17 protein-coding genes and 1 tRNA gene are annotated in these 24,392 nt (G+C 60.2%); 9 read left to right on the top strand and 9 right to left on the bottom strand.

Annotated features, from left to right (window positions below; genetic code table 11):
• Window positions 1-2 precede the first annotated feature (2 nt).
• Both AB4N74_RS10090 and AB4N74_RS10085 read left to right on the top strand, forming a co-directional pair.
• Window positions 3-1,943: a hybrid sensor histidine kinase/response regulator gene (locus AB4N74_RS10090; protein WP_460099827.1), complete on the top strand. Its 1,941-nt coding sequence runs from the start codon at window positions 3-5 to the stop codon at window positions 1,941-1,943.
• A 56-nt stretch (window positions 1,944-1,999) separates the two neighbouring features.
• Window positions 2,000-2,536 (top strand): hypothetical protein, encoded by a 537-nt coding sequence (locus AB4N74_RS10085; RefSeq protein ID WP_016983364.1) that lies wholly within the window; start codon window positions 2,000-2,002, stop codon window positions 2,534-2,536.
• A 405-nt stretch (window positions 2,537-2,941) separates the two neighbouring features.
• On the opposite strand, the gene AB4N74_RS10080 is transcribed toward AB4N74_RS10085, so the two are convergent.
• From AB4N74_RS10080 to AB4N74_RS10065, 4 genes are all read right to left on the bottom strand, one after another.
• Window positions 2,942-3,238 (bottom strand): hypothetical protein, encoded by a 297-nt coding sequence (locus AB4N74_RS10080; RefSeq protein WP_093431354.1) that lies wholly within the window; start codon window positions 3,236-3,238, stop codon window positions 2,942-2,944.
• Between the two features lie 180 nt (window positions 3,239-3,418).
• Entirely contained in the window at window positions 3,419-4,768 is a 1,350-nt protein-coding gene (locus AB4N74_RS10075) for a cation:proton antiporter (protein ID WP_460099823.1), read from the bottom strand.
• 90 nt (window positions 4,769-4,858) lie between these two features.
• Complete coding sequence (locus AB4N74_RS10070) at window positions 4,859-5,716, bottom strand: glucose 1-dehydrogenase (protein ID WP_460099820.1); 858 nt, start codon at window positions 5,714-5,716, stop codon at window positions 4,859-4,861.
• A gap of 211 nt (window positions 5,717-5,927) precedes the next feature.
• Window positions 5,928-7,082, bottom strand: a complete 1,155-nt coding sequence (locus AB4N74_RS10065; protein WP_460099817.1) for a MalY/PatB family protein — start codon at window positions 7,080-7,082, stop codon at window positions 5,928-5,930.
• A 357-nt stretch (window positions 7,083-7,439) separates the two neighbouring features.
• Here AB4N74_RS10065 and fdnG point away from each other — a divergent pair, with 357 nt between their 5' ends.
• The 7 genes from fdnG (at window position 7,440) to AB4N74_RS10030 (ending at window position 16,655) form a co-directional block, all read left to right on the top strand.
• Window positions 7,440-10,505: a formate dehydrogenase-N subunit alpha gene (gene fdnG, locus AB4N74_RS10060; RefSeq protein ID WP_139213394.1), complete on the top strand. Its 3,066-nt coding sequence runs from the start codon at window positions 7,440-7,442 to the stop codon at window positions 10,503-10,505.
• 14 nt (window positions 10,506-10,519) lie between these two features.
• Complete coding sequence (fdxH, locus tag AB4N74_RS10055; RefSeq protein ID WP_093431371.1) at window positions 10,520-11,455, top strand: formate dehydrogenase subunit beta; 936 nt, start codon at window positions 10,520-10,522, stop codon at window positions 11,453-11,455.
• Entirely contained in the window at window positions 11,452-12,117 is a 666-nt protein-coding gene (locus AB4N74_RS10050; protein ID WP_427120735.1) for a formate dehydrogenase subunit gamma, read from the top strand. Before fdxH ends, AB4N74_RS10050 begins: the two co-directional genes overlap by 4 nt.
• A gap of 3 nt (window positions 12,118-12,120) precedes the next feature.
• Window positions 12,121-13,047 (top strand): formate dehydrogenase accessory protein FdhE, encoded by a 927-nt coding sequence (fdhE, locus tag AB4N74_RS10045; RefSeq protein WP_460099812.1) that lies wholly within the window; start codon window positions 12,121-12,123, stop codon window positions 13,045-13,047.
• 180 nt (window positions 13,048-13,227) lie between these two features.
• Window positions 13,228-14,640: an L-seryl-tRNA(Sec) selenium transferase gene (gene selA / locus AB4N74_RS10040; RefSeq protein WP_460099809.1), complete on the top strand. Its 1,413-nt coding sequence runs from the start codon at window positions 13,228-13,230 to the stop codon at window positions 14,638-14,640.
• On the top strand, window positions 14,637-16,553 hold the full coding sequence (gene selB, locus AB4N74_RS10035) for a selenocysteine-specific translation elongation factor (RefSeq protein WP_460101110.1): 1,917 nt from the start codon (window positions 14,637-14,639) through the stop codon (window positions 16,551-16,553). The genes selA and selB overlap by 4 nt, the downstream gene beginning before the upstream one ends.
• 6 nt (window positions 16,554-16,559) lie before the next feature.
• Window positions 16,560-16,655, top strand: a tRNA-Sec gene (locus AB4N74_RS10030).
• Between the two features lie 166 nt (window positions 16,656-16,821).
• Here the strand turns inward: AB4N74_RS10030 and AB4N74_RS10025 are convergent.
• From AB4N74_RS10025 to AB4N74_RS10005, 5 genes are all read right to left on the bottom strand, one after another.
• The gene (locus tag AB4N74_RS10025; protein ID WP_116255475.1) at window positions 16,822-17,181 is read right to left on the bottom strand and encodes a DUF6124 family protein; all 360 of its coding nucleotides are present in this window, start codon (window positions 17,179-17,181) and stop codon (window positions 16,822-16,824) included.
• Window positions 17,182-17,531: 350 nt separating this feature from the next.
• Window positions 17,532-19,832 (bottom strand): hypothetical protein, encoded by a 2,301-nt coding sequence (locus tag AB4N74_RS10020; RefSeq protein ID WP_460099805.1) that lies wholly within the window; start codon window positions 19,830-19,832, stop codon window positions 17,532-17,534.
• 274 nt (window positions 19,833-20,106) lie between these two features.
• Entirely contained in the window at window positions 20,107-20,466 is a 360-nt protein-coding gene (locus AB4N74_RS10015) for a DUF6124 family protein (protein WP_257355173.1), read from the bottom strand.
• A gap of 547 nt (window positions 20,467-21,013) precedes the next feature.
• Window positions 21,014-22,309 carry an OprD family porin gene (locus tag AB4N74_RS10010; protein ID WP_460099802.1) on the bottom strand — a complete coding sequence of 432 codons (1,296 nt, stop codon included), beginning with the start codon at window positions 22,307-22,309 and terminating at the stop codon, window positions 21,014-21,016.
• 202 nt (window positions 22,310-22,511) lie between these two features.
• Window positions 22,512-24,215: an amidase gene (locus tag AB4N74_RS10005; RefSeq protein ID WP_460099799.1), complete on the bottom strand. Its 1,704-nt coding sequence runs from the start codon at window positions 24,213-24,215 to the stop codon at window positions 22,512-22,514.
• Window positions 24,216-24,392: the final 177 nt, after the last annotated feature.

Here is a 24,392-nt window from a genome sequence, read left to right as displayed (position 1 = left end):
TGATGAGCGAGAAAAACAAGACCGCGGCGATCGAAGAGATGCGTTTTCGTCTGTTGATCGATGCGGTGGTCGACTATGCGATCTACATGATCGATCCCGACGGCATCATCACCAGTTGGAACTCCGGCGCCAAACGCTTCAAGGGCTACGAAGAAGCGGAAATCCTCGGCGAACATTTCTCCCGCTTCTACACCGCTGAAGATCGCGCCGCCGGTCTGCCGCAGCGTGCGCTTGACACGGCGATCCGTGAGGGACGTTTCGAAGGCGAGGGCTGGCGGGTGCGCAAGGACGGCACCAATTTCTGGTCGCATGTGGTCATCGACCCGATCATTGATCCCGACGGCAAATTGCTCGGTTTCGCCAAGATCACCCGCGACCTGACCGACCGCAAAATGGCCGAAGAAACCCTAAAGCAAAGCGAGCAGCAGTTCCGCTTGCTGGTGCAGGGTGTCACCGACTACGCCATCTACATGCTCAGCCCCGAAGGCCGGGTCAGCAACTGGAACCAGGGCGCGCAGCGGATCAAAGGCTATCTGCCGGAAGAAATCATCGGTCAGCATTTTTCGCTGTTCTATACCCCCGAGGACCGCGAACTCGGCGAGCCGCAACGGGCGCTGGAAATCGCCACCCGCGAGGGCCGTTTCGAGAACAAGAGCTGGCGCATGCGCAAGGACGGCACGCGGTTTCTCGCTCATGTGGTGGTCGATGCGATTCGTGGTGACACCGGCACATTGCTCGGTTTTGCCAAGATCACCCGCGACATCACCGAGACCCACCAGGCGCAAAAGGCGCTGGAGAAAACCCGTGAAGCGCTGTTCCAGGCGCAGAAGATGCAGGCCATCGGTCAGCTCAGCGGTGGCATTGCCCATGACTTCAATAATCTGCTGACGGTGATTCTCGGTAACCTCGAGATTGTGCAAAAGCGCGTGGGCGACGATGCGAAAATCAGCCGCCTGCTGGAAAACGCCACCCAAGGCGCCTTGCGTGGTGTGTCGCTGACCCAGCGCATGCTGGCGTTCGCCCGCCGTCAGGAATTGAAGACCGAGTCGGTCGATATCGCGCAATTGGTTCAGGGCATCAGCGGTTTGCTGCGCAGTTCGCTGGGGCCGGGTATCCGTGTCGACACGCGGTTTCCCGACGATCTCGAGCCGGTGCTGGCGGACACCAATCAGTTGGAGCTGGCCTTGCTCAATCTGGCGACCAACGCCCGCGACGCCATGCCCGATGGAGGTACGGTGAGCATCAGCGCTGAACCGCAAGTGGTGCTTGAACTGGGGCATTCGGATCTGCCTGCGGGGCGTTACGTCTGCCTCAGCGTAATCGACACCGGGGAGGGCATGGATGAGCACACGCTGGCGTCGGCCAGAGATCCGTTCTTCACCACCAAAGGGTTGGGCAAGGGCACCGGGCTGGGCTTGTCGATGGTCCACGGCTTCATGGAACAACTCGGTGGCCGTTTCATCCTCAAGAGTGCCAAGGCCCAGGGCACCACGGCAGAACTGTGGATTCCGGTGGCCGGCGAGGGTACCGTCAGCAAGTCGCTGCAGCCACACGCCGAGCCCGTGGTGGTACCAAGACTCAGCGTGCTGGTGGTGGATGACGATTCGCTGGTGTTGACCAGCACCAGTCTGCTGCTCGAAGACCTCGGCCATCGGGTGGTCAGTGCGACGTCCGGTGCGCAAGCGCTGGCGTTGTTCGATCAGGGCGAGGTCATCGACCTGATGATCACCGACATGGCCATGCCGAAGATGAGCGGCGCGCAACTGGCCCATGCCGTGCGCGTGCTCAAACCGGATCTGCCGATCATCCTGGCCACCGGCTACGCCGAACGTCTGGAAGGCTTTGCCGCGCAACTGCCACGATTGCCCAAGCCGTTTACGCAGATGAATCTGGTAGCAATCATTGCCCAATCGATGAAACAAGGCGTCGGTCAATCCGTCTGAACTTGCGCGCCAACGGGGACTTCTAAACGTTTTCCCCGCCCCGGAGCGTGCATCTTTTGTCTCGCATACTGACTGAGCCCACCGCTGAAGAAACCCTGACCGAACATGACGCCAAGATGTTTGGCTCACCCAAGGAACGGCTGGATTTCTATCGGCGGGAGATCCAGTACGAAACCAGCATCCTCGCCAACCGTACCGACGCTTATCTGGCGGCGCAGTCGTTTCTGGTGATTGCCTTTGCCTCGTGTATGGCCAACCTCAACCCGGAGTGGGGCAAGTTGTTCACGCTGGTGGTGCCACCGTTTCTTGCGCTGCTCGGGCTGCTCAGCTCACTGAACGCCTGGCCGGGGATTCGCGCGGCGTACGACATCATCGACCACTGGCATTTCAAGCAGAGCCACTTGCTGCACAGCGAACCGCTGATGGGCCTGGCGTATGACGAATCGCCGCTGTTCAGCGAGATGGAATCGAGCCACAAGGGCTACCGCAAATCCCTGCTGTTTTCGGTGCGTACGCCGTGGATCTTTGCAACGTTTTGGGTGTTGCTGGGGAGTTATGCGGTGTTTATTCAGGTGACCAATCCGGGCGGGTGATGGGCAAAAATAGAAAAGCCCGGCTTATGTGGCCGGGCTTTTTCATTCGCTTGGATTTTGTGTTGCCATTCAGATCGATCCCCCTCACCCCAACCCTCCCGAAACGTCGGACCGCCCCCAATGGGGGCGAGGGGGGAAGGGAGCAGATCTTCGTTGTACTCAAAATCTGCGTTCGACTCGGTATCTCAGGTCGGTGTACCTCGACCATTCACCTCGGTCAGTTCCCTCTCCCTTTGGGAGAGGGCTAGGGTGAGGGGCTGTCAGGGTTCACACCGTGTGAGCGGATTTCTGTCGCGATCAAAATCTGCGTGCAACCTGGTATCTCACGTCGGCGTACCTCGACCATCCACCTCGGTCAGTTCCCTCTCCCTCTGGGAGAGGGCTAGGGTGAGGGGCTTTTCTGCCTCACTCCACGGTCTCAAGCTCTCGACGCAGCGCCACCGAGTTTTGCGAAGACACCGGAATCGGCGGGAAGTCTTCGTTCAAGACGCACAAATGATCGATCGCATCTTCAAACATCAAATCGGCTTTCTTGCGCAGCGCTCGGTAATGTTCAAATTGCTCGATATCCAGATGTTCAACGTCGAGCAGCGCATTGGCCGCGCGGTTGAGGGTGTGGGCGTTATCGAACAATTGACGATTGCGTTCCAGAGCCAGTGCTCTGCAAGCCTTGATTTGCGCAGGAGTCGAGCATTCTTTCATGACCGTGACCTTAATCTTCAATGATTCCGTTTCATAGGCGTAGCGCCGCAGGGGAACCGAACCTGCCAGGCCCCGCCGGACATATCCGGCGAGGGGTTATGCTTGTGACTGCCGGCCATTAATCAGGGATCCATTTTTTTATAGAAAAAAATTCGATCAATTCCCGGTTAAATCCGCAAATCAAAAATCAGTTTTTTGTTTTTTGCGCTGTTCGTAACGGGCGAGGATCGGTTGCGTGCTGATGCCGTGGAGCAAGATGCTCAGCGCCACTACCGACAAGGTCAGATCGGTACACAGGCTGGCCACCGAATCGGTCAGCCCGTGGTTCAAGGCATAAAACAAATAGAACAGGCTGCCAATACCGCGAATGCCAAACCAGCCGATCAACAGCCGTTGCCTTCCTTTGAGCAGTGCGCCCCAAGGCATCAACGCGACGCAGGCCGGGCGGATCAGGCAGAACAGCACGCCGCCCACCAGCAACGCCCGCCAGTCCCAGTGCGCCACCAGCACCACGCCGAGCAGGGTCACTAGAAATACTTCCATGGCGCGCTCGACCAGACTGCCGAACGACAGCATGTCGCCCATCATGATCCCGGCGGCGACCTGGCTGCTTTCCAGCCGTTCGGTGTTGCCGTGCACCGCGTGCTGCGGTTCGACGTTCTGATGACCGACCACCGGCTGCACCAAGTGCTCGGCGGGCGGTTGCCCGGCGCCGGTGGATTTGACTTCGACCTGACGCAGGCCCAACCCGGCAGCGAACACCGACAGAAAACCATAGCCGCCAATCGCCTCGGCAACGACATACGCCAGGGCAATCAACGACAACGCCAGATAGTCGTTCGGGCTGAGCGTGCTGTCGTCATTGTGAATACGCAGCGACAGGGTCACGCGGCCGATACCACGGCCCATCCAGTAACCGGTGAGCAGGCCTGCGGGCACCGCCCACAACAAACTGCGCAAGACCCAGCCCTGCCACTCGGCGGCAGAGCCATCACCGTGAATCAACAACAAGCCGAGAATCACAAACGGAAACGCCACCCCGTCATTCAGCCCGGCCTCACCCGACAGGCCGAAACGCACGCTGTCGACATCCCGCGCATCATTGACCTGCACCAGCGCCGCCAGCACCGGGTCGGTGGGCGCCAGCATCGCCCCGATCAACAACGCCGGCCCCCACGGCAAGCGCAAAGCAAAATGCAGCAGCAGGCACACCCCGGCGATGGTCAGCACCATTACGGGGCCGGCGAGGCCGAAGGCGATTCGCCAACGCTTGTCGCGCAGCGGCAGGCGCAATTTCAGGCCGCAGACGAACAGAGAGAAGAGCACCGCGACTTCCGTCAGGTGCTCCATCCACAGCGAAGCGTCTTCCAGGGATAGTTTCAGCAGATCGAGGCCACTGGGGCCGATGCCGATACCCAGCAGCAAACAAACCGCCGAGGTGGTCACCGGCATCCAGCGCAGGTATGACGACGTCAGCGCCAGGGTCAGCAGGACTGCGCCGAGTACGGCGACCCACACGATAAAACTCATGATCTGCCGCCTTCAAATGTTTGATGTGACGGCAATCGCACCGTGTTCAATGGGCCTTCAGTTTTACTGTAGGCGTTGGCGAAGGCGTCATCACAGCATCGGTTTGCCACCGGTCACGCCATAGCGCTGGCCGGTGATGTAACTGGCTTCGTCCGAGGCCAGCAACACGTAGATCGGCGCCACTTCGACCGGTTGGCCGGGGCGGCCGAGCGGGGTGTTGCCGCCGAAGTTCTGCACTTCTTCATCGGGCATGGTCGAGACGATCAGCGGCGTCCAGATTGGCCCAGGTGCCACGCAGTTCACGCGGATTTCCTTTGGCCCGAGCATCTGTGCCAGACCGCCGGTGAAATTGGCGATCGCGCCTTTGGTCGTGGCGTAGGCGAGCAGGGTGGGTTTGGGCATGTCCGAGTTGATCGAGCTGGTGTTGATGATCGACGAACCGGCGCCCATGTGCTTTATCGCGGCCTGACACAAGCGGAAGATCGCGGTGATGTTGACGTCGAAGGTCATCACCCATTCGTCGTCGGGGATTTCTTCGAAGGTTTCGTGGGTCATCTGGAACGCGGCGTTGTTGACCAGCACATCAATGCGGCCGAAGCGTTCCACGGTCTTGTCGACCAAGGCCTGGCAATGGGCCTTTTGCGCAATATCGCCGGGTAACAGCAGGCACTGGCGCCCGGCCTGCTCGACCCAGCGCGCGGTTTCCTGGGCGTCTTCGTGTTCATTCAGATAGGCGACCGCAACGTCGGCGCCTTCACGGGCGAAAGCAATGGCCACGGCGCGGCCGATACCGCTGTCAGCGCCAGTAATCAGAGCGATCTTGCCGGCCAGTCGTCCGGAGCCGACATAGCTCTGCTCGCCGCAATCGGGATAGGGCTGCATCTTGCCTTGGGCGCCGGGCACGGTTTGGGCTTGTGCGGGGAAGGGTGGTTTTGGATAGTCGGTCATCGCGGGTCTCCGAGGTCTCAGGGCAGGTATGGGTGGTTGACCCGGGGTGTTTGCCGTGAGTTCGATCGGATTTCCAACGATGATTTTGCGTGAACATACATCCCCTGTAGGAGTGAGCCTGCTCGCGATAGCATCCTGACATTCAACATCATTGTTGACTGAAATACCGCTATCGCGAGCAGGCTCACTCCTACAGGGGGATGTGGTGTTCTCAGATAATGCGCTGTGTCAGCGCACGCTCCATGCGGGCGATGCCTTCTTCGAGCAGCGAACGCGGGCAGCCGAAGTTCAGGCGGACGAACTGCTGGTGTTGATCGCCGAAGTCCAGACCGGCGCTGAGGCCAACCTTGCCCTGCTCAAGGAAGAACTGCTGCGGGTTGTCCAGGTCCAGCGCCGAGCAATCCAGCCACGCCAGATAGGTGCCCTGCGGCACATTCATGGTCACGCCCGGCAAGCGGTTGCGCACCGCTTCTACCAGCCAGTCGCGATTGGCTTGCAGGTAGGTTTTCAGCTCGGCCAGCCACGGCCCGCCTTCGCTGTACGCCACGCGAGTGGCTTCCATGCCCAGCGGGTTGACGCTGTCGACCATGCCGCAACGGGCGTGATTGACGCGTTCGCGCAGGGCGGCGTTCTGGATGATCATGAACGAGGTCTTGAGGCCGGCGATGTTGTAGGCCTTGCTCGCCGACATCAGCGTGATGGTGCGCTCGGCGATCTCCGCGCTCAGCGACGCCGTCGGAATGTGTACGCGACCGTCGAAGCACAGCTCGGCGTGGATTTCGTCGGAGATGATCCAGGCGTCCTGCGCCGCGCAGATATCGGCCACGGCTTGCAGCTCGTCACGGCCAAACACCTTGCCGATCGGGTTGTGCGGGTTGCTCAGCAACAGCGCACCACCGCCGTTCAGCGATTCACGCAACACGTCCAGCGGCGTCAGGTAAGTGCCGTCAGCCTGGGCGACGAACTCCAGTTCAACCTTGTTCAAGCCCCAATGCCCCGGCGCGTGGCGCAGTGGCGGGTAGTTGGGCACTTGCACCACGACGTTCTGCTGCGCCTGCACCAGCGCTTTCAAAGCCATGTTGAAGCCCGACTCGACGCCCGGCAGAAAAATCAGTTCCTGCGGTTTGACCTTCCAGGAAAACTTGTTCCAGAGGTCGGCGACGATGGCTTCGCGCAAGTTGTCCTGCGCCACGCTGTAGCCCACCAGCGGATGCAGCAAGCGTTGTTGCAGCGCCTCGATCACCACCGGCGGCGCGGCGAAATCCATATCAGCGACCCACATCGGCAACACGTCGGCGCAATAGCGGCTCCACTTGGTGCTGCCGGTGTTGTGGCGGTCGAATACCTGATCAAAATCGAAAGTCATGCGCGGTCTCGTGAAGGCGGGAATGGTCCTGCCGGCCATTCTAAGCCTCCATCCCCTGTGGGGGCGAGCTTGCTGCTTATAAGGTTCACACAATACCTGTGGGAGCGAGCTTGCTCGCGAAGGCGTCGTGTCAGTCAGCATCGATGTCGAATGACACACCGCTTTCGCGAGCAAGCTCGCTCCCACAGGGTTTGGTGGTCTTCAGTTAAAGAACCGACAAACGGCCGACGGTCGGTTTTCACACAGATCGTGTGGTCATTGTCTACAGTGAAAAAATCGGCAGACGTTTGCCGCAACCGTGATTGTCCAGATAAAACCCGGCACCAGTACCGGGTTCCACCTGATCAGGAGTGCACGATGGATCTCAGCCGTCGTCAGTTCTTCAAGGTCGCCGGTATCGGCCTTGCAGGCTCTAGCCTGGGCGCGTTGGGCATGGCCCCGACGCCAGCCTTCGCCGAGCAGGTGCGCCACTTCAAGCTTGCCCACACCCATGAAACCCGCAACACCTGCCCGTATTGCTCGGTCGGTTGCGGGTTGATCATGTACAGCCAGGGCGATGCTGCGAAGAATGTCGCGCAAAGCATCATTCACATTGAGGGCGACGCCGACCACCCGGTCAACCGCGGCACCCTCTGCCCGAAAGGCGCAGGCCTTCTCGATTTCATTCACAGCCCCGGCCGTTTGCTCTACCCGCAAACCCGCAAACCGGGCAGCAGCGAATGGACACGGATCAGTTGGGACGAAGCGCTTGATCGCATCGTCGACCTGATGAAAGCCGACCGCGATGCCAATTTCATCGAGAAAAATGCCAACGGGCAAACGGTGAATCGCTGGTTGAGCACCGGTTTTCTCGCGGCGTCGGCGGCGTCCAACGAAGCCGGCTACATCACCCAGAAGGTGATTCGCAGTCTTGGCATGCTGGGGTTCGATAACCAGGCGCGTGTCTGACACGGCCCGACGGTGGCAAGTCTTGCCCCGACGTACGGCCGTGGTGCCATGACCAATACCTGGACCGATATCGCCAACGCGAATCTGATCCTGGTGATGGGCGGCAACGCAGCAGAAGCGCATCCGTGCGGCTTCAAATGGGTAACCGAGGCCAAAGCGCACAACGCTGCGCGGCTGATCGTGGTCGATCCGCGTTTTACCCGGACCGCGTCAGTGGCCGACTATTACGCGCCGATCCGCACCGGCACCGACATCGCCTTCATGGGCGGTTTGATCAATTACCTGTTGACCGAGGACAAGATCCAGCACGAATACGTGCGCAACTACACCGACATGTCGTTCATCGTCAGAGCAGGCTACGGCTTTGAAGACGGGATCTTCAGCGGCTACGACGCGGAGAAACGCAGCTACACCGACAAATCCGGCTGGGGTTACGAGATGGGCGACGACGGTTTCGTCAGAGTCGACCCGACCCTGCAAGACCCGCGCTGCGTCTATCAACTGATGAAGCAGCATTACAGCCGCTACACCATCGACCTCGCCAGCCAGATCTGCGGCATGCCGGTCGATGCCATGCAGAAAATCTGGGAAGAGATCGCCACCTGCTCGACGCCGGGCAAGACCATGACGATTCTCTACGCCCTCGGCTGGACGCAGCACTCGATCGGCGCGCAGATCATTCGCAGCGCGGCGATGGTGCAATTGCTGCTAGGCAATGTCGGCATGCCCGGCGGTGGGGTGAACGCCTTGCGCGGTCACTCGAATATTCAGGGCCTGACCGACCTTGGCTTGCTCTCCAATGCGCTGCCGGGCTACCTGACACTGGGCAGCGACACCGAGCAGGATTACGCCCAGTTCATCCACAAACGCACGCAAGTCCCGCTGCGGCCGGGGCAATTGTCCTATTGGCAGAACTACAGCAAATTCCACGTCAGTCTGATGAAGTCGTGGTACGGCGCCAACGCCACTGCCGAGAACAATTGGTGCTACGACCATTTGCCGAAGCTCGACATCCCCAACTACGACGTGCTGAAAATGTTCGACCTGATGAGTCAGGGCAAGGTCAACGGCTACTTCTGTCAGGGCTTCAACCCGATCGCCGCGTTGCCGGACAAGAACCGCGTGATGGGCGCCTTGGCGAAGCTGAAATGGCTGGTGGTGATGGACCCGCTCGCTACCGAAACCTCGGAGTTCTGGCACAACGTCGGACCGTACAACGATGTGAAAAGCGCGGAGATCCAGACCGAAGTCATTCGCCTGCCCACCACCTGTTTTGCCGAAGAGGACGGCTCACTGGTCAACAGCAGTCGCTGGCTGCAATGGCACTGGAAAGGCGCCGATGGCCCGGGCGAAGCGCAGACCGACATTCGCATCATGAGCGAACTGTTCCTGCGCCTGCGCAAGCGCTATCAGGCCGAGGGCGGCAAATTCCCTGATCCGCTGCTGAAACTGACGTGGCCGTACAAGATCCCCGACGAGCCTTCGCCGGAGGAGTTGGCCAAGGAAATCAACGGCAGCGCCGTGGCGGATTTCACCGATGCCACGGGTGTGGCGGTCAAGGCCGGCTCACAACTGGCAGGTTTCGGCTTGCTCAAGGATGACGGCAGCACCGCGTCCGGTTGCTGGATCTTCGCCGGCAGCTGGACCGAGGCCGGTAACCAGATGGCCCGCCGCGACAACGCCGATCCGTACGGCATGCATCAGCATCTCGGCTGGGCGTGGGCCTGGCCGGCCAACCGGCGGATTCTCTACAACCGCGCTTCGGCGGACGTCGCCGGCAAACCGTGGGACCCGAAAAAACGCTTGGTGTGGTGGAACGGCAAGGCCTGGGGCGGCACCGATGTGCCGGACTACAAGGCTGATGTGCCGCCGGAAGCCGGGATGAACCCGTTCATCATGAACCCCGAAGGCGTGGCGCGGTTCTTCGCCGTCGACAAGATGAACGAAGGGCCATTTCCCGAGCACTACGAGCCGTTCGAAACACCGATCGGCATCAACCCGTTGCACCCGCAAAACAAGAAAGCCACCAGCAACCCGGCGGCGCGGATCTTCGATTCGGTCTGGGAAACCCTTGGCGAGGCCAAGGACTTCCCGTACGCCGGCACCAGTTACCGGCTCACCGAGCATTTCCACTTCTGGAGCAAGCACTGCAAGTTGAACGCGATTGCCCAGCCTGAGCAGTTCGTCGAAATCGGTGAAGTGCTGGCGAAAGAGAAGGGCATCGCTGCCGGTGATCGTGTGCGCGTCAGTTGCAAGCGCGGCTTTATCGAAGCGGTGGCGGTGGTGACGAAAAGGATCCGGCCGCTGCAGGTCAACGGCCAGGTCGTGCATCAGATCGGCATCCCGCTGCATTGGGGGTTCACCGGCCTGACGCGTCACGGTTACCTGACCAACACCCTGGTGCCGTTCCTCGGCGATGGCAATACCCAGACCCCGGAATCCAAGTCATTCCTGGTCAACGTGGAGAAGCTCTGATGGAGAATCTTTAAATGGCCAGCCAAGACATCATTGCCCGCTCGGCCACCACCACGGTGCCGCCATCGGTGAGGAATCAGGAAGCGGTGGCGAAGCTGATCGACACCACCAAATGCATCGGCTGCAAGGCCTGCCAGGTCGCCTGCTCGGAATGGAACGAGCTGCGCGACGAGGTCGGCCACAACCACGGCACCTACGACAACCCGCAGGATCTGAGCGCAGAAACCTGGACGTTGATGCGTTTCACCGAACACGAAACCGACGCCGGCAACCTTGAGTGGCTGATCCGCAAGGACGGCTGCATGCACTGCGCCGAACCCGGTTGCCTGGCGGCGTGCCCGAGTCCCGGCGCGATCATCAAGCACGCCAACGGCATCGTCGATTTCGATCAGGATCACTGCATCGGTTGCGGCTATTGCATCACCGGTTGCCCGTTCAACATTCCGCGCATTTCGCAAAAGGATCACAAGGCCTACAAGTGCACCTTGTGTTCGGACCGCGTGGCGGTAGGGCTGGAACCGGCCTGTGTGAAAACCTGCCCGACTGGCGCCATCGTCTTCGGCACCAAGGAAGACATGAAGGAACACGCCGCCGAGCGCATCGTCGACCTGAAAAGCCGTGGCTTTGAAAACGCCGGTCTGTATGACCCGGCAGGCGTTGGCGGCACGCACGTGATGTACGTGCTGCACCACGCCGACACGCCGAAAATCTATGCTGGTTTACCGCAAGATCCGGCAATCAGTCCGTTGGTGGGCCTGTGGAAAGGCATCAGCAAACCCTTGGGCCTGCTGGCCATGGGCGCGGCGGTGCTGGCCGGGTTCTTCCATTACGTGCGCATCGGCCCGAATCGCGTCGAAGAGGATGAACATCCGACGCCGCCCGACACCTCGGTGCATGTCGTCGATCCGGCGGTGCACACCTTCGATCCACGCGGGGAGGACCGGCCATGAGCAACAAGACGATCCTGCGTTACACCGCCAACCAGCGCACTAATCACTGGCTGGTGGCGATCCTGTTTTTCATGGCCGGGCTGTCCGGGCTGGCGTTGTTTCATCCGTCGTTGTTCTGGCTGAGCAACCTGTTTGGCGGCGGGCCGTGGACGCGGATTCTGCATCCGTACATGGGCATCGCGATGTTTGTGTTGTTCCTCGGTCTGGTGTTCCGTTTCTGGCGTTCGAATTTCTTTATCGACAACGACTGGAAGTGGATGCGCCGCATTGACCGAGTGTTGGTCAACGATGAAGAAAGCGTGCCACCGGTAGGCAAATACAACGCCGGGCAAAAGCTGCTGTTCTGGACTTTACTCCTGTGCATGCTCGGTTTGCTGTTCACCGGACTGGTGATCTGGCGCGCCTGGTTCAGTGCGTATTTCGGCATTACTGTGATTCGCTGGGCAATGCTCCTGCATGCGCTGGCCGGGTTCATTCTGGTGCTGAGCATCATCATTCACATTTACGCCGGGCTGTGGATCAAGGGCTCGGTGGACGCGATGATGCACGGCTGGGTCAGCCGCGGCTGGGCGAAGAAACACCATGAACTCTGGTATCGCGACATCACCCGCGATGAACGCCAACCGGACGCGCCGGAACGACCGATCACCAAAAAGGGCTGACGTTTGCCAACCATTCTGGAACCTGGGGAGATCGAAGCGGCGGCCAGTTCGCCGCCGTTTCTGCATCTGCCGCCTTCGAACCTGTTTGCGCTGCGGGCTGATCGGCTGGAACAACTGGCCGAGGGGCATGCGCTGGCAGAGTACCTGCGACTGATTGCCGGGCTGTGCCGGGTGCAGCAGCAGGCGTTTGATGATCCGCCGCTGACCGCACCGTTCGATCAGCAACGGATCGAGGCCTGTCAGCAGCATGGTTTGCCGCCGTTTGCGGCGGACACGTTAGTGCGTGAAGAGGGGTGGCAGGCTTATCTCGATGCTTTGTTGCAGCGTTATGAACCTTTGGGGCAGCCTGCTGTTGTTGAAGCGGTGGACACGCTGGGCGCCGCCAGTCCCGGCCAATTGCGCGCGTGGGCCGTGGCGTTGGTCAGTGGCCAGTATTCGCTGGTGCCGGCGCAACTGGTGCCGTTTCTTGGCGCGGCGCTGCAAGTGGCCTGGAGTCACTGGCTGCTTAGTGCGGCGAATCTGCAACTGAAACCCGGCGACAGCCTCAGCCAATGCCCGGCCTGTGGTTCACCGGCCATGGCCGGGGTAATCCGCCATCGCGGCAAGCACAACGGTTTGCGTTATCTGGTCTGCTCGCTGTGTGCCTGCGAATGGCATGTGGTGCGGGTCAAGTGCGTGTACTGCGAGTCGAGCAAAGGCCTCGACTATTTCAGCCTCGAGGATGATCGCCACGCGGCGAATCAAGCGCCGCTGCGGGCTGAAGTCTGCCCAAGTTGTAACAGCTATTTGAAACTGGTTTATCTGGAAAACGATGCTGACGCCGAGGCTTTTTCGGCCGATCTCGGCAGTCTGCTGCTGGACATGCGTCTGGCCCAGGACGGTTATCAGCGTCTGGCGCCGAATCTGTTGCTGGCCCCGGGAGACGAATGACGAGAGCAAAACTGTGGGAGGGAGCCTGCTCCCGAAGGGGCCATTTCAGCCACATCAGCTTTGACTGACTTACCGCCTTCGCGAGCAGGCTCGCTCCCACAGTGCGTCTACACTTCTGAAACCCTTGTGGGAGGGAGCTTGTTCCCGAAGGGGTTGTTTCAGTGGAATCAGGAGTGGCTGATGTCTTCCAGCGTTGCCCTGCGGTTGCCGTCTATTGACGGCTTGTTGCGTCACCCGGCGTGCGCGCCGTTGGCCGAGCGTTACGGCCGGGATTCGTTACTGACGGGGCTGCGTCAGCTGCTCGATGAGCTGCGGCCCGGCGTGTTGAGCGGGCAGTTGTCCGCCGTTGAAATCGGCGCCGAAGTCCTTGCCGGCCGAGTCGGCGAACGCTTGGCGCAACAGCAGCGCAGTCAGGTTCGTCGTGTCTTCAACCTCACCGGCACGGTGCTGCACACCAACCTCGGCCGGGCCTTGTTGCCCGACGAAGCCATCGAAGCGGTGCAAATGGCCGCACGTTATCCGCTCAATCTGGAGTTCGATCTGGCCAGCGGCAAGCGCGGTGATCGCGATGACTTGATCGAAGGGCTGATCCGCGAACTGACCGGCGCCGAAGCCGTCACCGTGGTCAACAATAATGCCGCCGCCGTGCTGCTGACGCTCAACAGTCTGGGCGCGCGCAAGGAGGGCATCATTTCCCGTGGCGAGCTGATCGAAATCGGCGGCGCCTTCCGCATCCCCGACATCATGGCCCGCGCCGGCGTGCGCCTGCATGAGGTCGGCACGACCAATCGCACCCATGCTCGCGACTACGAAGCGGCGATCAACCCTCGTAGCGGTTTGATCATGCGTGTGCACGCGAGCAATTACAGCATCGAAGGGTTTACCGCGCGGGTGCCGACTGCGGAATTGGCCGAGTTGGCCCATCGGCATGGCTTGCCGTTGCTGGAAGATCTGGGCAGCGGCAGCCTGTTGGATCTGACCCGCTGGGGTTTGCCGGCCGAACCAACGGTGCGGCAGGCGCTGCTGGACGGCGCGGACATCGTCACCTTCAGCGGCGACAAATTGCTCGGCGGCCCGCAGGCCGGGTTGATTGTCGGGCGCAAAGAACTGATCGCGAAGATCAAGAAGAATCCGTTGAAACGCGCGTTGCGGGTGGACAAGTTGACCTTGGCGGCACTGGAGGCGGTGCTGGGTTTGTATCGCGATCCGGATCGCCTCACTGAACGTTTGCCGAGTCTGCGCCTGTTGACTCGCCCGCAGGCTGACATCTTCGCCCAGGCCTTACGTTTGCAGCCGTTGATGGCTGACTTGTTAGGTGAGAGCTGGCAGGTTAGCGCAGTCGAGGCCTTGGGCATGATCGGCAGCGGCAGCCAACCGGTGGCGCGTTTGCCGAGTGCGGCATTGTGTATGCGCCCGCAAGTCTCCAAGCGTTTGCGCGGGCGCTGCCTGCTGAATCTGGAAGCGGCGTTGCGGGCCTTGCCGATCCCGGTGCTCGGGCGCATCGACGACGATGGCCTGTGGCTGGATCTGCGCCAACTCGACGATGAACCGGCATGGCTCGCGCAATTGCCGCAGTTGCAGGTCGACCCGTGATCGTCGGCACGGCGGGGCACATCGACCACGGCAAGACTTCGCTGTTACAAGCGCTGACCGGACAAACCGGCGACCGCCGCCCGCAGGAACGCGAACGCGGCATGACCATCGACCTTGGCTATCTCTATGCCGAACTGGAACCGGGCGCGGGGCTGACCGGGTTTATCGACGTGCCCGGCCACGAGAAATTCACCCACAACATGCTCGCTGGCGCGCAGGGTATCGATCTGGTGTTGCTGGTGATTGCCGCAGACGACGGCGTGATGCCGCAGACCCGCGAGCATCTGGCGATTGTCGAATTGCTCGGCATCCCGCGCGCCGTGGTGGCGATCAGCAAATGCGACCGGGTCGAAGCGGGCAGGGTGGAGGAGGTTCAGCGGCAGGTGCTGGATTTGCTTGAGGCCGGGCCGTTTGCCGAAGCGCCGATCGTGCTTGTGTCGAGCGTGACCGGGCACGGCGTTGATGAACTGCGCGAGACGTTATTGCAGACGCAACGTGAAGTACTGGAGCGCAGTCGCGAAGGTGGTTTTCGCCTGGCCATCGACCGCGCGTTCAGCGTCGCCGGTGCGGGGATTGTCGTGACCGGGACGGCGTTGTCGGGCACTGTTTCGGTCGGCGACAAACTGTTGCTCGGACCTTCCGGCAAATCGGTCCGGGTTCGCGGCTTGCACGCGCAAAATCAACCCGCCGAACAGGCTTTCGCCGGGCAACGGGTGGCTTTGAATATCAGCGGCGAGCGTCTTGAACTGACGCAGATCCATCGCGGCCAGTGGCTGCTGAGCGAATGGCTGCACGCGTCAACGCAACGGGTCGACATCGACTTTCAACTGCTGCCCGGCGAACGCACTTTCGAACACTTTCACCCGGTGCACGTGCACCTCGGCACGCAAGATGTCATCGCGCGGGTGGCCTTGCTCGAAGGTCCGCGCTTGATTCCCGGCGAACGCATGTTCGCGCAACTGCTGATCAATGCGCCGGTGCACGCGGTGAAGGGCGATCGCCTGATCCTGCGCGACCAGAGCGCGCAACGCACCTTGGGCGGCGGCCAGGTCCTCGACCCGTTCGCCCCGGCGCGACAACGTCGTAGTCCCGAACGTCTGGAGCAATTGCGCGCCTTGGTCTCGGGCGACGAGTTTGAAAAGGTCTTGCCCGTACTGCTCAACTACAGCGCCGGCGGCCTCGACCCGCTGCGCCTGGAACGTCAGTTCAATCGCCCGCGCTCGACTTGGGCATTAGCGGAAAACGTCCGCCTCATCGACACCCGTCAAGGCCCGGTGCTGTTCAACGTGCAGCGCTGGGCACAGCTGAAGTTCACCCTGTTGGCGCAACTGACGCAGTTCCATGAACTGGAACCCGACCAGATGGGGCCGGATCGCGATCGCTTGCGGCGCTTCAGTGGATTGGCGCTGGAGCGTGCGACGTTTGTCAGTTTGCTGGATGAATTGCTCGCGGCCGGCTCGATCCAGGCAAGTGGGCCGTGGCTGCACCTGCCGGATCATCAGGTGCGCCTGAATGCCGAGGACGAAAGCCTCTGGCAGGCATTACAACCGTTGTTCGAAAACGCCGGATTCGACCCGCCGTGGGTGCGTGATGTGGCCAACGTCCTGGGGCAGGACGACGCCGTCGTGCGCTTGTTGCTGCGTAAACTGGCGCGTTTGGGTTTGATGCATCAAGTCGTGCGCGACCTGTTCTTGAGTGACGTGCAACTGCGCCAGATGGCGAACGTGCTGCTCAAACTCGCCAGCGAAAATCCGCAGATCCAGGTGACAACCTTCCGCGATGCGCTAGGCTTGGGACGCAAACGCTGTATTCAGTACCTCGAATATTTCGACCGCGTAGGCCTGACCCGACGCCTCGGCGAATCCCGCCAGATCCGCCCCGACAACGCGCTGGCTAACGCCCGCGCACAATGAGTTCAAGGAAGGCAATCGCGCCCGGTGGCGCGGCCGGGCTTCAAACCCGGTTGGGGACGGCATCCGTTCCCGGGCAGGTTCGACTCCGGCTGCCTTCCGCCAGTTTCCAACAAGCCAAAGAACGGCTGCCGTAGATTGATCGTTCCCACGCTCCGCGTGGGAATGCAGCCCGGGACGCTCTGCGTCCCATCCAGAGCCGAACGCGGAGCGTCCGTTAAGGCATTCCCACGCAGAGCGTGGGAACGATCTGTACATCAGTGGCGACGCATTAATTCGGCAATTCCAGATTATCCATCACCCGATTCACCGCCAGCTCGCCGAGCATGATTAGTTGCGCGATCCCCAACAGCGTTCTGCGTTGCGATGCCGGTATGAGATGGGCGAAGTCATGGGCGATGGTTCTGGCTGAGGCGAGTGTTTCGCTGGCATCGGCCAGCAGTTCCTCGTTTTTGAAGTCTGCGGTGACGGCGTACATCCGGCGGGTTTTGCGGGGCGGAGGGGTGGAGCCGGGTGGGCAGAGGTAGTGATCGAGCGCGCGTTCGGCGGCGTCGTTGAGCTTTTTTGAATCGAGGGATTCGTAGGGGGAAGCGAGGTCGGTTTCGGGTGGGTTGGGTGTTGGTTTTATCATGGTGAAGCTCCTTGAGATGTGGAGCCGTCATTCCATCGCTGCTAAACGGATAGGGTGGCGGCTGTACGCGGGTTAGCAGACCAGGCTCAAGGATCCCGGCGCACCGAAGTGCCCCACGCAAAGCCGCCATAACGTAATGGCAGTACTCGCGTGCCTTGAAATTTACCGAGCTGCTAAACCCGATCGCTGATTCGTCAGCGACCGCACCACAATAGAACCCGCCCCCAAGGCGCACAAGCCGGCGGATTCTGGCGTAGCTGTAGGCAATGGCGCAAGAATTTGTAGCCTGAAAGGCGTGTCTTGAGATTTCTTTTAAACACTCCAGTTTAAAAGGCGAAAAATCGGGGAGCTTATTGTGTAGTGAGTTCAAAGTTGTCAAATACCAGCGATTCAGAGGAATCGGGGATGACGATGACGCTATATATGTTGTCGTGATTGAATACGAGTTGATCTGCTCTTACTCCTCTATTGAGTTGCAAGATTTTTGAGTCCAATAAAAATCCGGTGTCATCGCGAACTTCGACTCTGTGATTACCAAAGTCAACGTGTGTGTACCAAAAACTGACCCGCGAACACGTTCTGCCAAAATTAAACTCGGTTTTTGCTGCGTTTATCGCGAAGTGCCTGCCGTCTATTTTTGCTGGAAAGTAGTTCTCGCCTTCAGTCGTTTCAATTGCCCAAGCGATAGCGGCTGACGAGGTTTTCCTGGTTGTGATTGTAATGTTGGGTGTTATGAACTCTCCCTCCTCAGTACTAACGAAGGGAGGAAATGAGTTAAAGCTTTCTGTTAATTGGAGGATTTGTCTCTGGACCCTGTACACGCGTGTCGGAGTGCTCACGGCTTCTGAACGGTCTGATGTTCCATTAGAGTTGATCATGAGTTTGACGCGAAGGTCGCTGCCGTGTTGCAGGGTTTTCAACCATTTAACAGGGACTGGCCATTCGAAATCGCCAATTAGCTTAATCGGTTCCCCATTGGGTTCGGTGCACGTAATGGCTTCGCCTTTATCGCTAATCCCTTCATACACGCCCCACACCGTTTGCCCGGGTGTTTGATGTAACCATTTAACGGATTGTAGTAGGTCGCGACTCAGTAACTTTGTCACATCCAGTGAATTACTCGTTTCACCAGCAATACATGGTGTTGGCAACCGCGAATCTCCATCGGCAATCTTCAATACACTAAATGTCGCCACTGGCGATTTCCCAGCCTGTGCGTTATTGCGATTCAAATTCCAGCGAAATCCAATATTCTTTCCATGTCGCGCCGCCATAAACGCCGCGCTCAACACGGTATCCACCTGTTTTTCGCTGTTGAACTCCACCAACGGAAACTGCGGCGAGCCTGCTGGTGGATTGACTTCCACCAGTCGTGCGCGGTCTCCTGACAGAGCCTCAAGGTACTTGATGCGCACAGTCACTCCGTTCGGGTACGCCAGGATATCGATCGGCTCCACAGCGTCGACCAGAAACGGGGGTAACAACTTAATCGGAGTACTTCCCGTCACAGTGGCGATAGCCGTGTTGGAATTCCCCACCAGATCGCCATTGGGCCTGCGCAATTCATATGTCGCCGTCACCTTGCTGTCAGCGAAGACCTTGTCATTGGGTACTTCAAGGAAGCAGGGCAGTTTCCCAAGGAAGGGATCCTCTTCGACTTTGCCCCGGACGACCACGGGGTCGGTTTGCCCTGTAGTGGTATAGGTCGCCACAATCTCGTCGCCTACCTCAAAACGGTTGTCTTTGGTCATCACGACCAGCAGCAGCGGATTGCCCGCCAGCTTCTCCAGGTCGATGGTTTCCGCGTCGTCACCGGGATAGTCTTCTTTGCGTTCCAGCAAAATCGGCTTGTCCAACAACGTGCCATCCAGATCCTCATTCACCGCCACCGCAGCAGACCATACTGCATCGGAATCCGGTCCATTGCGCAGTTGATCGGTCACGGTGTAGGAAAAGTTGAGGACCTTGTTCTGACGTTTCGCTTTGTCGAGAAACTCACGCTCCACCGTGAAGCAGACGGTCGTTGGCATTTCGCTGCCCGGGTTCGGCGGTTCGGGGGCCTGATCCTTGCTGACCGCGAAGGTCTTTATTTCGCCGTTGCACTTCAGGCTGATGGTGTCGTAAGCGCGGCAGTAGGGATAACTGAAGCAGACGGGCGCGCTGACGAAGTCTTTGCCGACGCCTTGTTTAATGAGGTCGGACAAGTCCAGGTCGAGTTCGGAGTGGCCGTCGATTTGGGGAAAGCGATCCTTCAGGCCGGGGCGGACGCGGTTATAGAGAATTTCCAGCGATGGTGTGGAAGTGCCGATGTTGTCGCTGCCACGCATGACGGTGTAGTACAGCTTGTTGACCTTGTCCGGATGCAGGCGCCCCTTAGTCCGTAACTGGGTTTTCGCGTTCGGATTTGTAATGGTCTCGCTATCCAGTGTCGCCGATTCACCCTCAAGCCAAAGCTCCATGACATCGCCGGGGTCCATGGTGCCCGACAGCGGTGGATCGACGATAACAACGGCACCTTTACCGTCGGCGACCAGATCAGAGGCCACCAGGGGCACGCCGATGTGTGCACCTACCACGGGCGTGGTCTGGCCGTTGACCTTTGGCGGGTACAGGACGAGGACGGTGTTGTCCGGCGGGGTTGAGGTGGTCATGGATGAGGCTCCTGCGTGTTGGGAACGGGCAGGGGTTATCAGAGCGCTTAATTGAGAATTGCGCACCTGTCAGATCTGACAGGTGGCGACGAGTGGTCATCGGCGCGAGCGTCAAAAGCAAAAGATCGCAGCCTTCGGCAGCTCCTACGGGCATCGGTGTAGGAACTGCCGAAGGCTGCGATCTTTTGATCCAAAAAGCGGAAAACCGTCTGACCCTGCTCAAGCCCACTGTGGCGATGAGCAAGCTCACGCGCCACAGGCTCTTGCCTGCTTCTCAGCCCGGCACCTCCAAATTATCCATCACCCGATTCACCGCCAGCTCCCCCAGCATGATCAATTGCGCAATCCCCAACAGCGTCCGTCGCTGCGACGCGGGTATGAGGTGGGCGAAGTCATGGGCGATGGTTCTGGCGGAGGCGAGGGTTTCGCAGGCATCAGCCAGTAGTTCCTCGTTTTTGAAGTCTGCGGTGACGGCGTACATCCGGCGGGTTTTACGGGGCAGCGGTGTGGAGCCAGGTGGGCAGAGGTAGTGATCGAGGGCGCGTTCGGCGGCGTCGTTGAGTTTTTTGGAATCGAGGGATTCGTAGGGGGAGGCGAGGTCGGTTTCGGGTGGGTTGGGCGTTGGTTTGATCATCGGTAAAGCCTCTAGAGTAATGAAGCTGCCACCGTTCGCTGCTAACGAAGGAGGTGGCGGCTGTACGCGGGTTAGCAGACCAGGACTCTAGAACCCGGCGCACCGAAGTGCCCCACGCAAAGCCGCCATAACGGCAATGAACTTTGTGCGTCTAGAGAAAAAACCGGGCTGCTAAACCCGATCACTGATAATCAGCGACCGACCCACAATAGAACCCGCCCCCAAGGCGCACAAGCCGGCGGATTCTGGCGTAGCTGTAGGCAACGGCGCAAGAATTTGTAGCCTTGAAGGCGTGTCTGGAGGTGTCTTTTAAACACCGGAGTTTAAAAGGCGATTTGCGCTGATTTCACTGGCCCCTTCGCGAGCAGGCTCGCTCCCACAGGTTCGGCGGTGTAAACACAGCCTGATGATCGACGCAGAAACCTGTAGGAATGAGCCTGCTCGCGATAACGGCGTATCAGTCAGCATGAATGTTGCTGAAAAGACGCTATCGCGAGCAGGCTCACTCCTACAGGGGAAAGCGTTTCAAATCGGGATGGGCGGTGGGTTAAAAACCCAACGGGTACTGGATCACCACGTAGATCCGGTCGATGTCATCGCCGGCCTGCGCCTCATTGGCCCGGTGTGAAACATGTGACACCTGCACCGACAGATCCTTCGCCGCGCCCGATTGCACGACGTACTTCAAATCGATATCGCGCTCCCAGTGCTTGCCACCATCGCCTTGCTGTGGCTGATAACTGCCGCTGTCAGGATCAAACGGGTTGTACGCGCCACCCTTGGGCGCGTGGGTGCCGTCGATGTGGCTACCGCTGACGTAGCGGGTCATGAACTTCAGGCCGGGGATGCCGAAGGCGCCGAGGTCGAGGTCGTAGCGCGCTTGCCAGGAGCGTTCGTTGGCGCCGTTGAAATCGGCGTATTTGATCGAGTTGGCGAGGTAGATCGAGTCGCCACCGACGAAATCGAACGGTGTGTCGCCATTGATCTTTTGCCAGCCGAGCATCACCGCGTGCGGGCCGAAGGCGTATTTGCCGGAGAGGCTGAACGCGGTGTTGTCGATGGCGCCGGCCAGCGCTCGGCCGCTGTCGCGGGTGTGGTAGAGGTTGGCGTCGAGCAGTACGCCGGACTGTTTGAAGTGCAGATTGCCGTAGTACTGATGCCAGGTGTCGCTCAGGTCGGAGGCATACAGCGCGCCGCCCACTGGGCTGTCGGTGAACAGATCGGCGCCGAGAAAACTGATCCCACCGGCCTCGGTATTGGCGCCGTAGCCATAGAAATCGCCTTTGCCGGATGAGCTGTCCTGATTCTTGAACGCGGTGAAATGCCCGGCCACCAGATTGATGTGGTCGAGCTCGGCGCTGTTGAGCAGAAAGCCTGTGGCGTACTCCGGTTGCAGGCGTTTGTCGGAGGTGTCGAACACCGGGGTTTCCACGGTCATTTCACCGAAGGCGAGGGTGGTGCGCGAGGCTTTCAGCTTGAGCGCACCGCCTGCGCTGGAGTAATCGTTTTCGCTGCGGCCATCGCTGTCGACCGGCAGCAGACCGGTGCCGGAATGGCCCTTGCCACCGTCGAGTTTGAGCCCGGCGAAGGCATGGGCATCGATACCGAAACCGACCGTTCCGGCGGTGAAACCAGATGAGAAAGTGCCGATAAAACCTTGAGCCCACTCCTGTTTGTAGTTCTTGCCGGAGGGTGAGGGCGAGCGGTAATCGTTGCTCAGATAGAAGTTGCGGCTGAGGATTTCGCTTTTGGCATCGTCGAAGAAACCGCTGGCGTGGGCGCTGGTGGTCAGACCGCAGAGCAGCGCGAGGAGGGTGAGACGCGAAGGGGTGCGGTCGATCATGGTCGGTGGCCAGCGGCAATTAAGGTGGCTGGGATGATCGCGGGAATGTAGGGCAGGGGATTGAGCGGATGTGCTCAATGAACGGCATCACACAACCCCCTGTAGGAGTGAGCCTGCTCGCGATAGCGGTGTGTCAGTCTCGATAAATTTAACTGACAGACCGCTATCGCGAGCAGGCTCACTCCTACAGTTTTAACCGCGTTTACGCCAGCGGCGGGGTGCGTGGCGGGATCTGGCGTTTGCTGCCGGTCGATTCAAACGCGGCGGCGAAACGCAGCAGGTTCGAGTCGTCGTAGGCGCGGCCAGCGAAGGTCAGGCCCACCGGCATGCCGATGTCGGCCATCACGCCCATCGGCACGGTGACGGTTGGCACGCCGAGATGGCGGATCGCGAGGTTGCCGTTGGCCACCCAGATGCCGTTGCTCCAGGCGATGTCGGCCGACGCCGGGTTGACGTCCGCGTCCGCCGGGCCGACGTCGGCAACAGTCGGGAACAGCACGGCGTCGAGGCCCAGCGTGTCCATCCAGTCTTCGAGGTCGATGCGTCGGGTTTGCTCCAGGCCGCGCAGGCCGTCAGGCACGGTGCCGATTTCATTCCACGGGGTGATGCCGCGCTCGGCCATGCGCACGTACTCATCCATGCCGGCAGCCAGATCGCCTTCACGGTTGGGCAGGGTGCCCGGGTCGTGCGGGAAGATTTTCGGCCCGTCGACGTCGACCAGACGATTGAGTTTCGGATCGCCGTTGGCTTGCAGGAAGTCGTCGAACGCCCACGCGGTCAGGTCCCACAGCTCATGGTGAAGGAACTCTTTGGAGACCAGCCCCCGAGTGAACACGGTTGGCGCGCCGGGGCGATCGCCTTCGCAGTTGGAGACCAGCGGGAAATCGGTTTCGATGACTTCGGCACCGGCCGCTTCGAGGGCTTGGCGCGCTTGCTTCCACAAGTCGATCACCGAGGCGCGGGTGTTGATGCGCTGGCCGGTCGGGCCACCGATGCCCGGGGCTTCGCTGGTGCCAGCCTCGGGGTCGGCATTGATGAACATGCGCGGGACGGCGAAACGCTTGCCGGCCAGCGCTTTGGCGTCGGCAGCCAGATCGGCGTAGGCGGCGGGGCGCACTTCGCTGACGCTCGGGATTGGCACCCACGGTTGCAGACGCCAGAGGTCGCCACGGGTGTCCGGGTCTTCGGCGACGACGATGTCGAGGACTTCGAGCAGGTCGGCCATGGTGCGTGCGTAAGGCACGACGACGTCCATGGTCGGGGTCAATGGCCAGTTGCCGCGTACCGAGATCACCCCGCGCGACGGGGTGTAGGCGCACAAGCCGTTGTTCGACGCCGGGCCACGCCCGCTCGACCAGGTTTCTTCAGCCAGACCAAACGCGGCAAAACTCGCGGCTGTGGCGGTACCGGCACCGTTCGACGAACCGGAGGCAAACGGCGCGGTGAGGTAATTGGCGTTGTAAGGACTTTCGGCGCGACCGTAGACGCCACGTTGCATGCCGCCATTGGCCATCGGCGGCATGTTGGTTTTGCCCAGGCAAATCGCCCCGGCCGCGCGCAGACGTTCAATGGTGAAGGCGTCGCGATAAGCGACCAGATCGGCGAAGGCCGGGCTGCCGGACGCTGCAGTGAGGCCTTTGACCAGATAGCTGTCTTTGGCGGTGTAGGGAATGCCGTCGAGCGGGCCGTGGGTTTTGCCTTCGGCACGACGGGCATCGGACGCCCGGGCTTCGTTCAACGCTTCAGGGTTACGCACGACCACGGCATTCAGCGCCGTTGGGGTGTCGGCGCCATCGTAGGCATCGATGCGTGCGAGATATGCCTGTACCAGTTCGACTGCGGTGGTCTGGCCGGACTCGAGCGCGGCGCGCAGTTGGGCAATGGAAACTTCGGTGACTTCGATCATGCGCTCACCGCTGTTTGAATTTGGGTGTTTTTCCTGGAGTGGGTGTTCATATCGGTTCTCGTTGCACAGCTATAAGCGACAAGGTTAAGACTGGCGCCTATTTAACACCAAGCGGCGTGCGGAGTAATCGACGGGATCAATCTGCCACCGATTTTCTCTCCGGCCGGCCCCTTCGCG

It is taken from the genome of Pseudomonas sp. H3_C08 (genome assembly GCF_054669455.1).
This window is presented reverse-complemented; position numbering and strand designations above follow the sequence as displayed.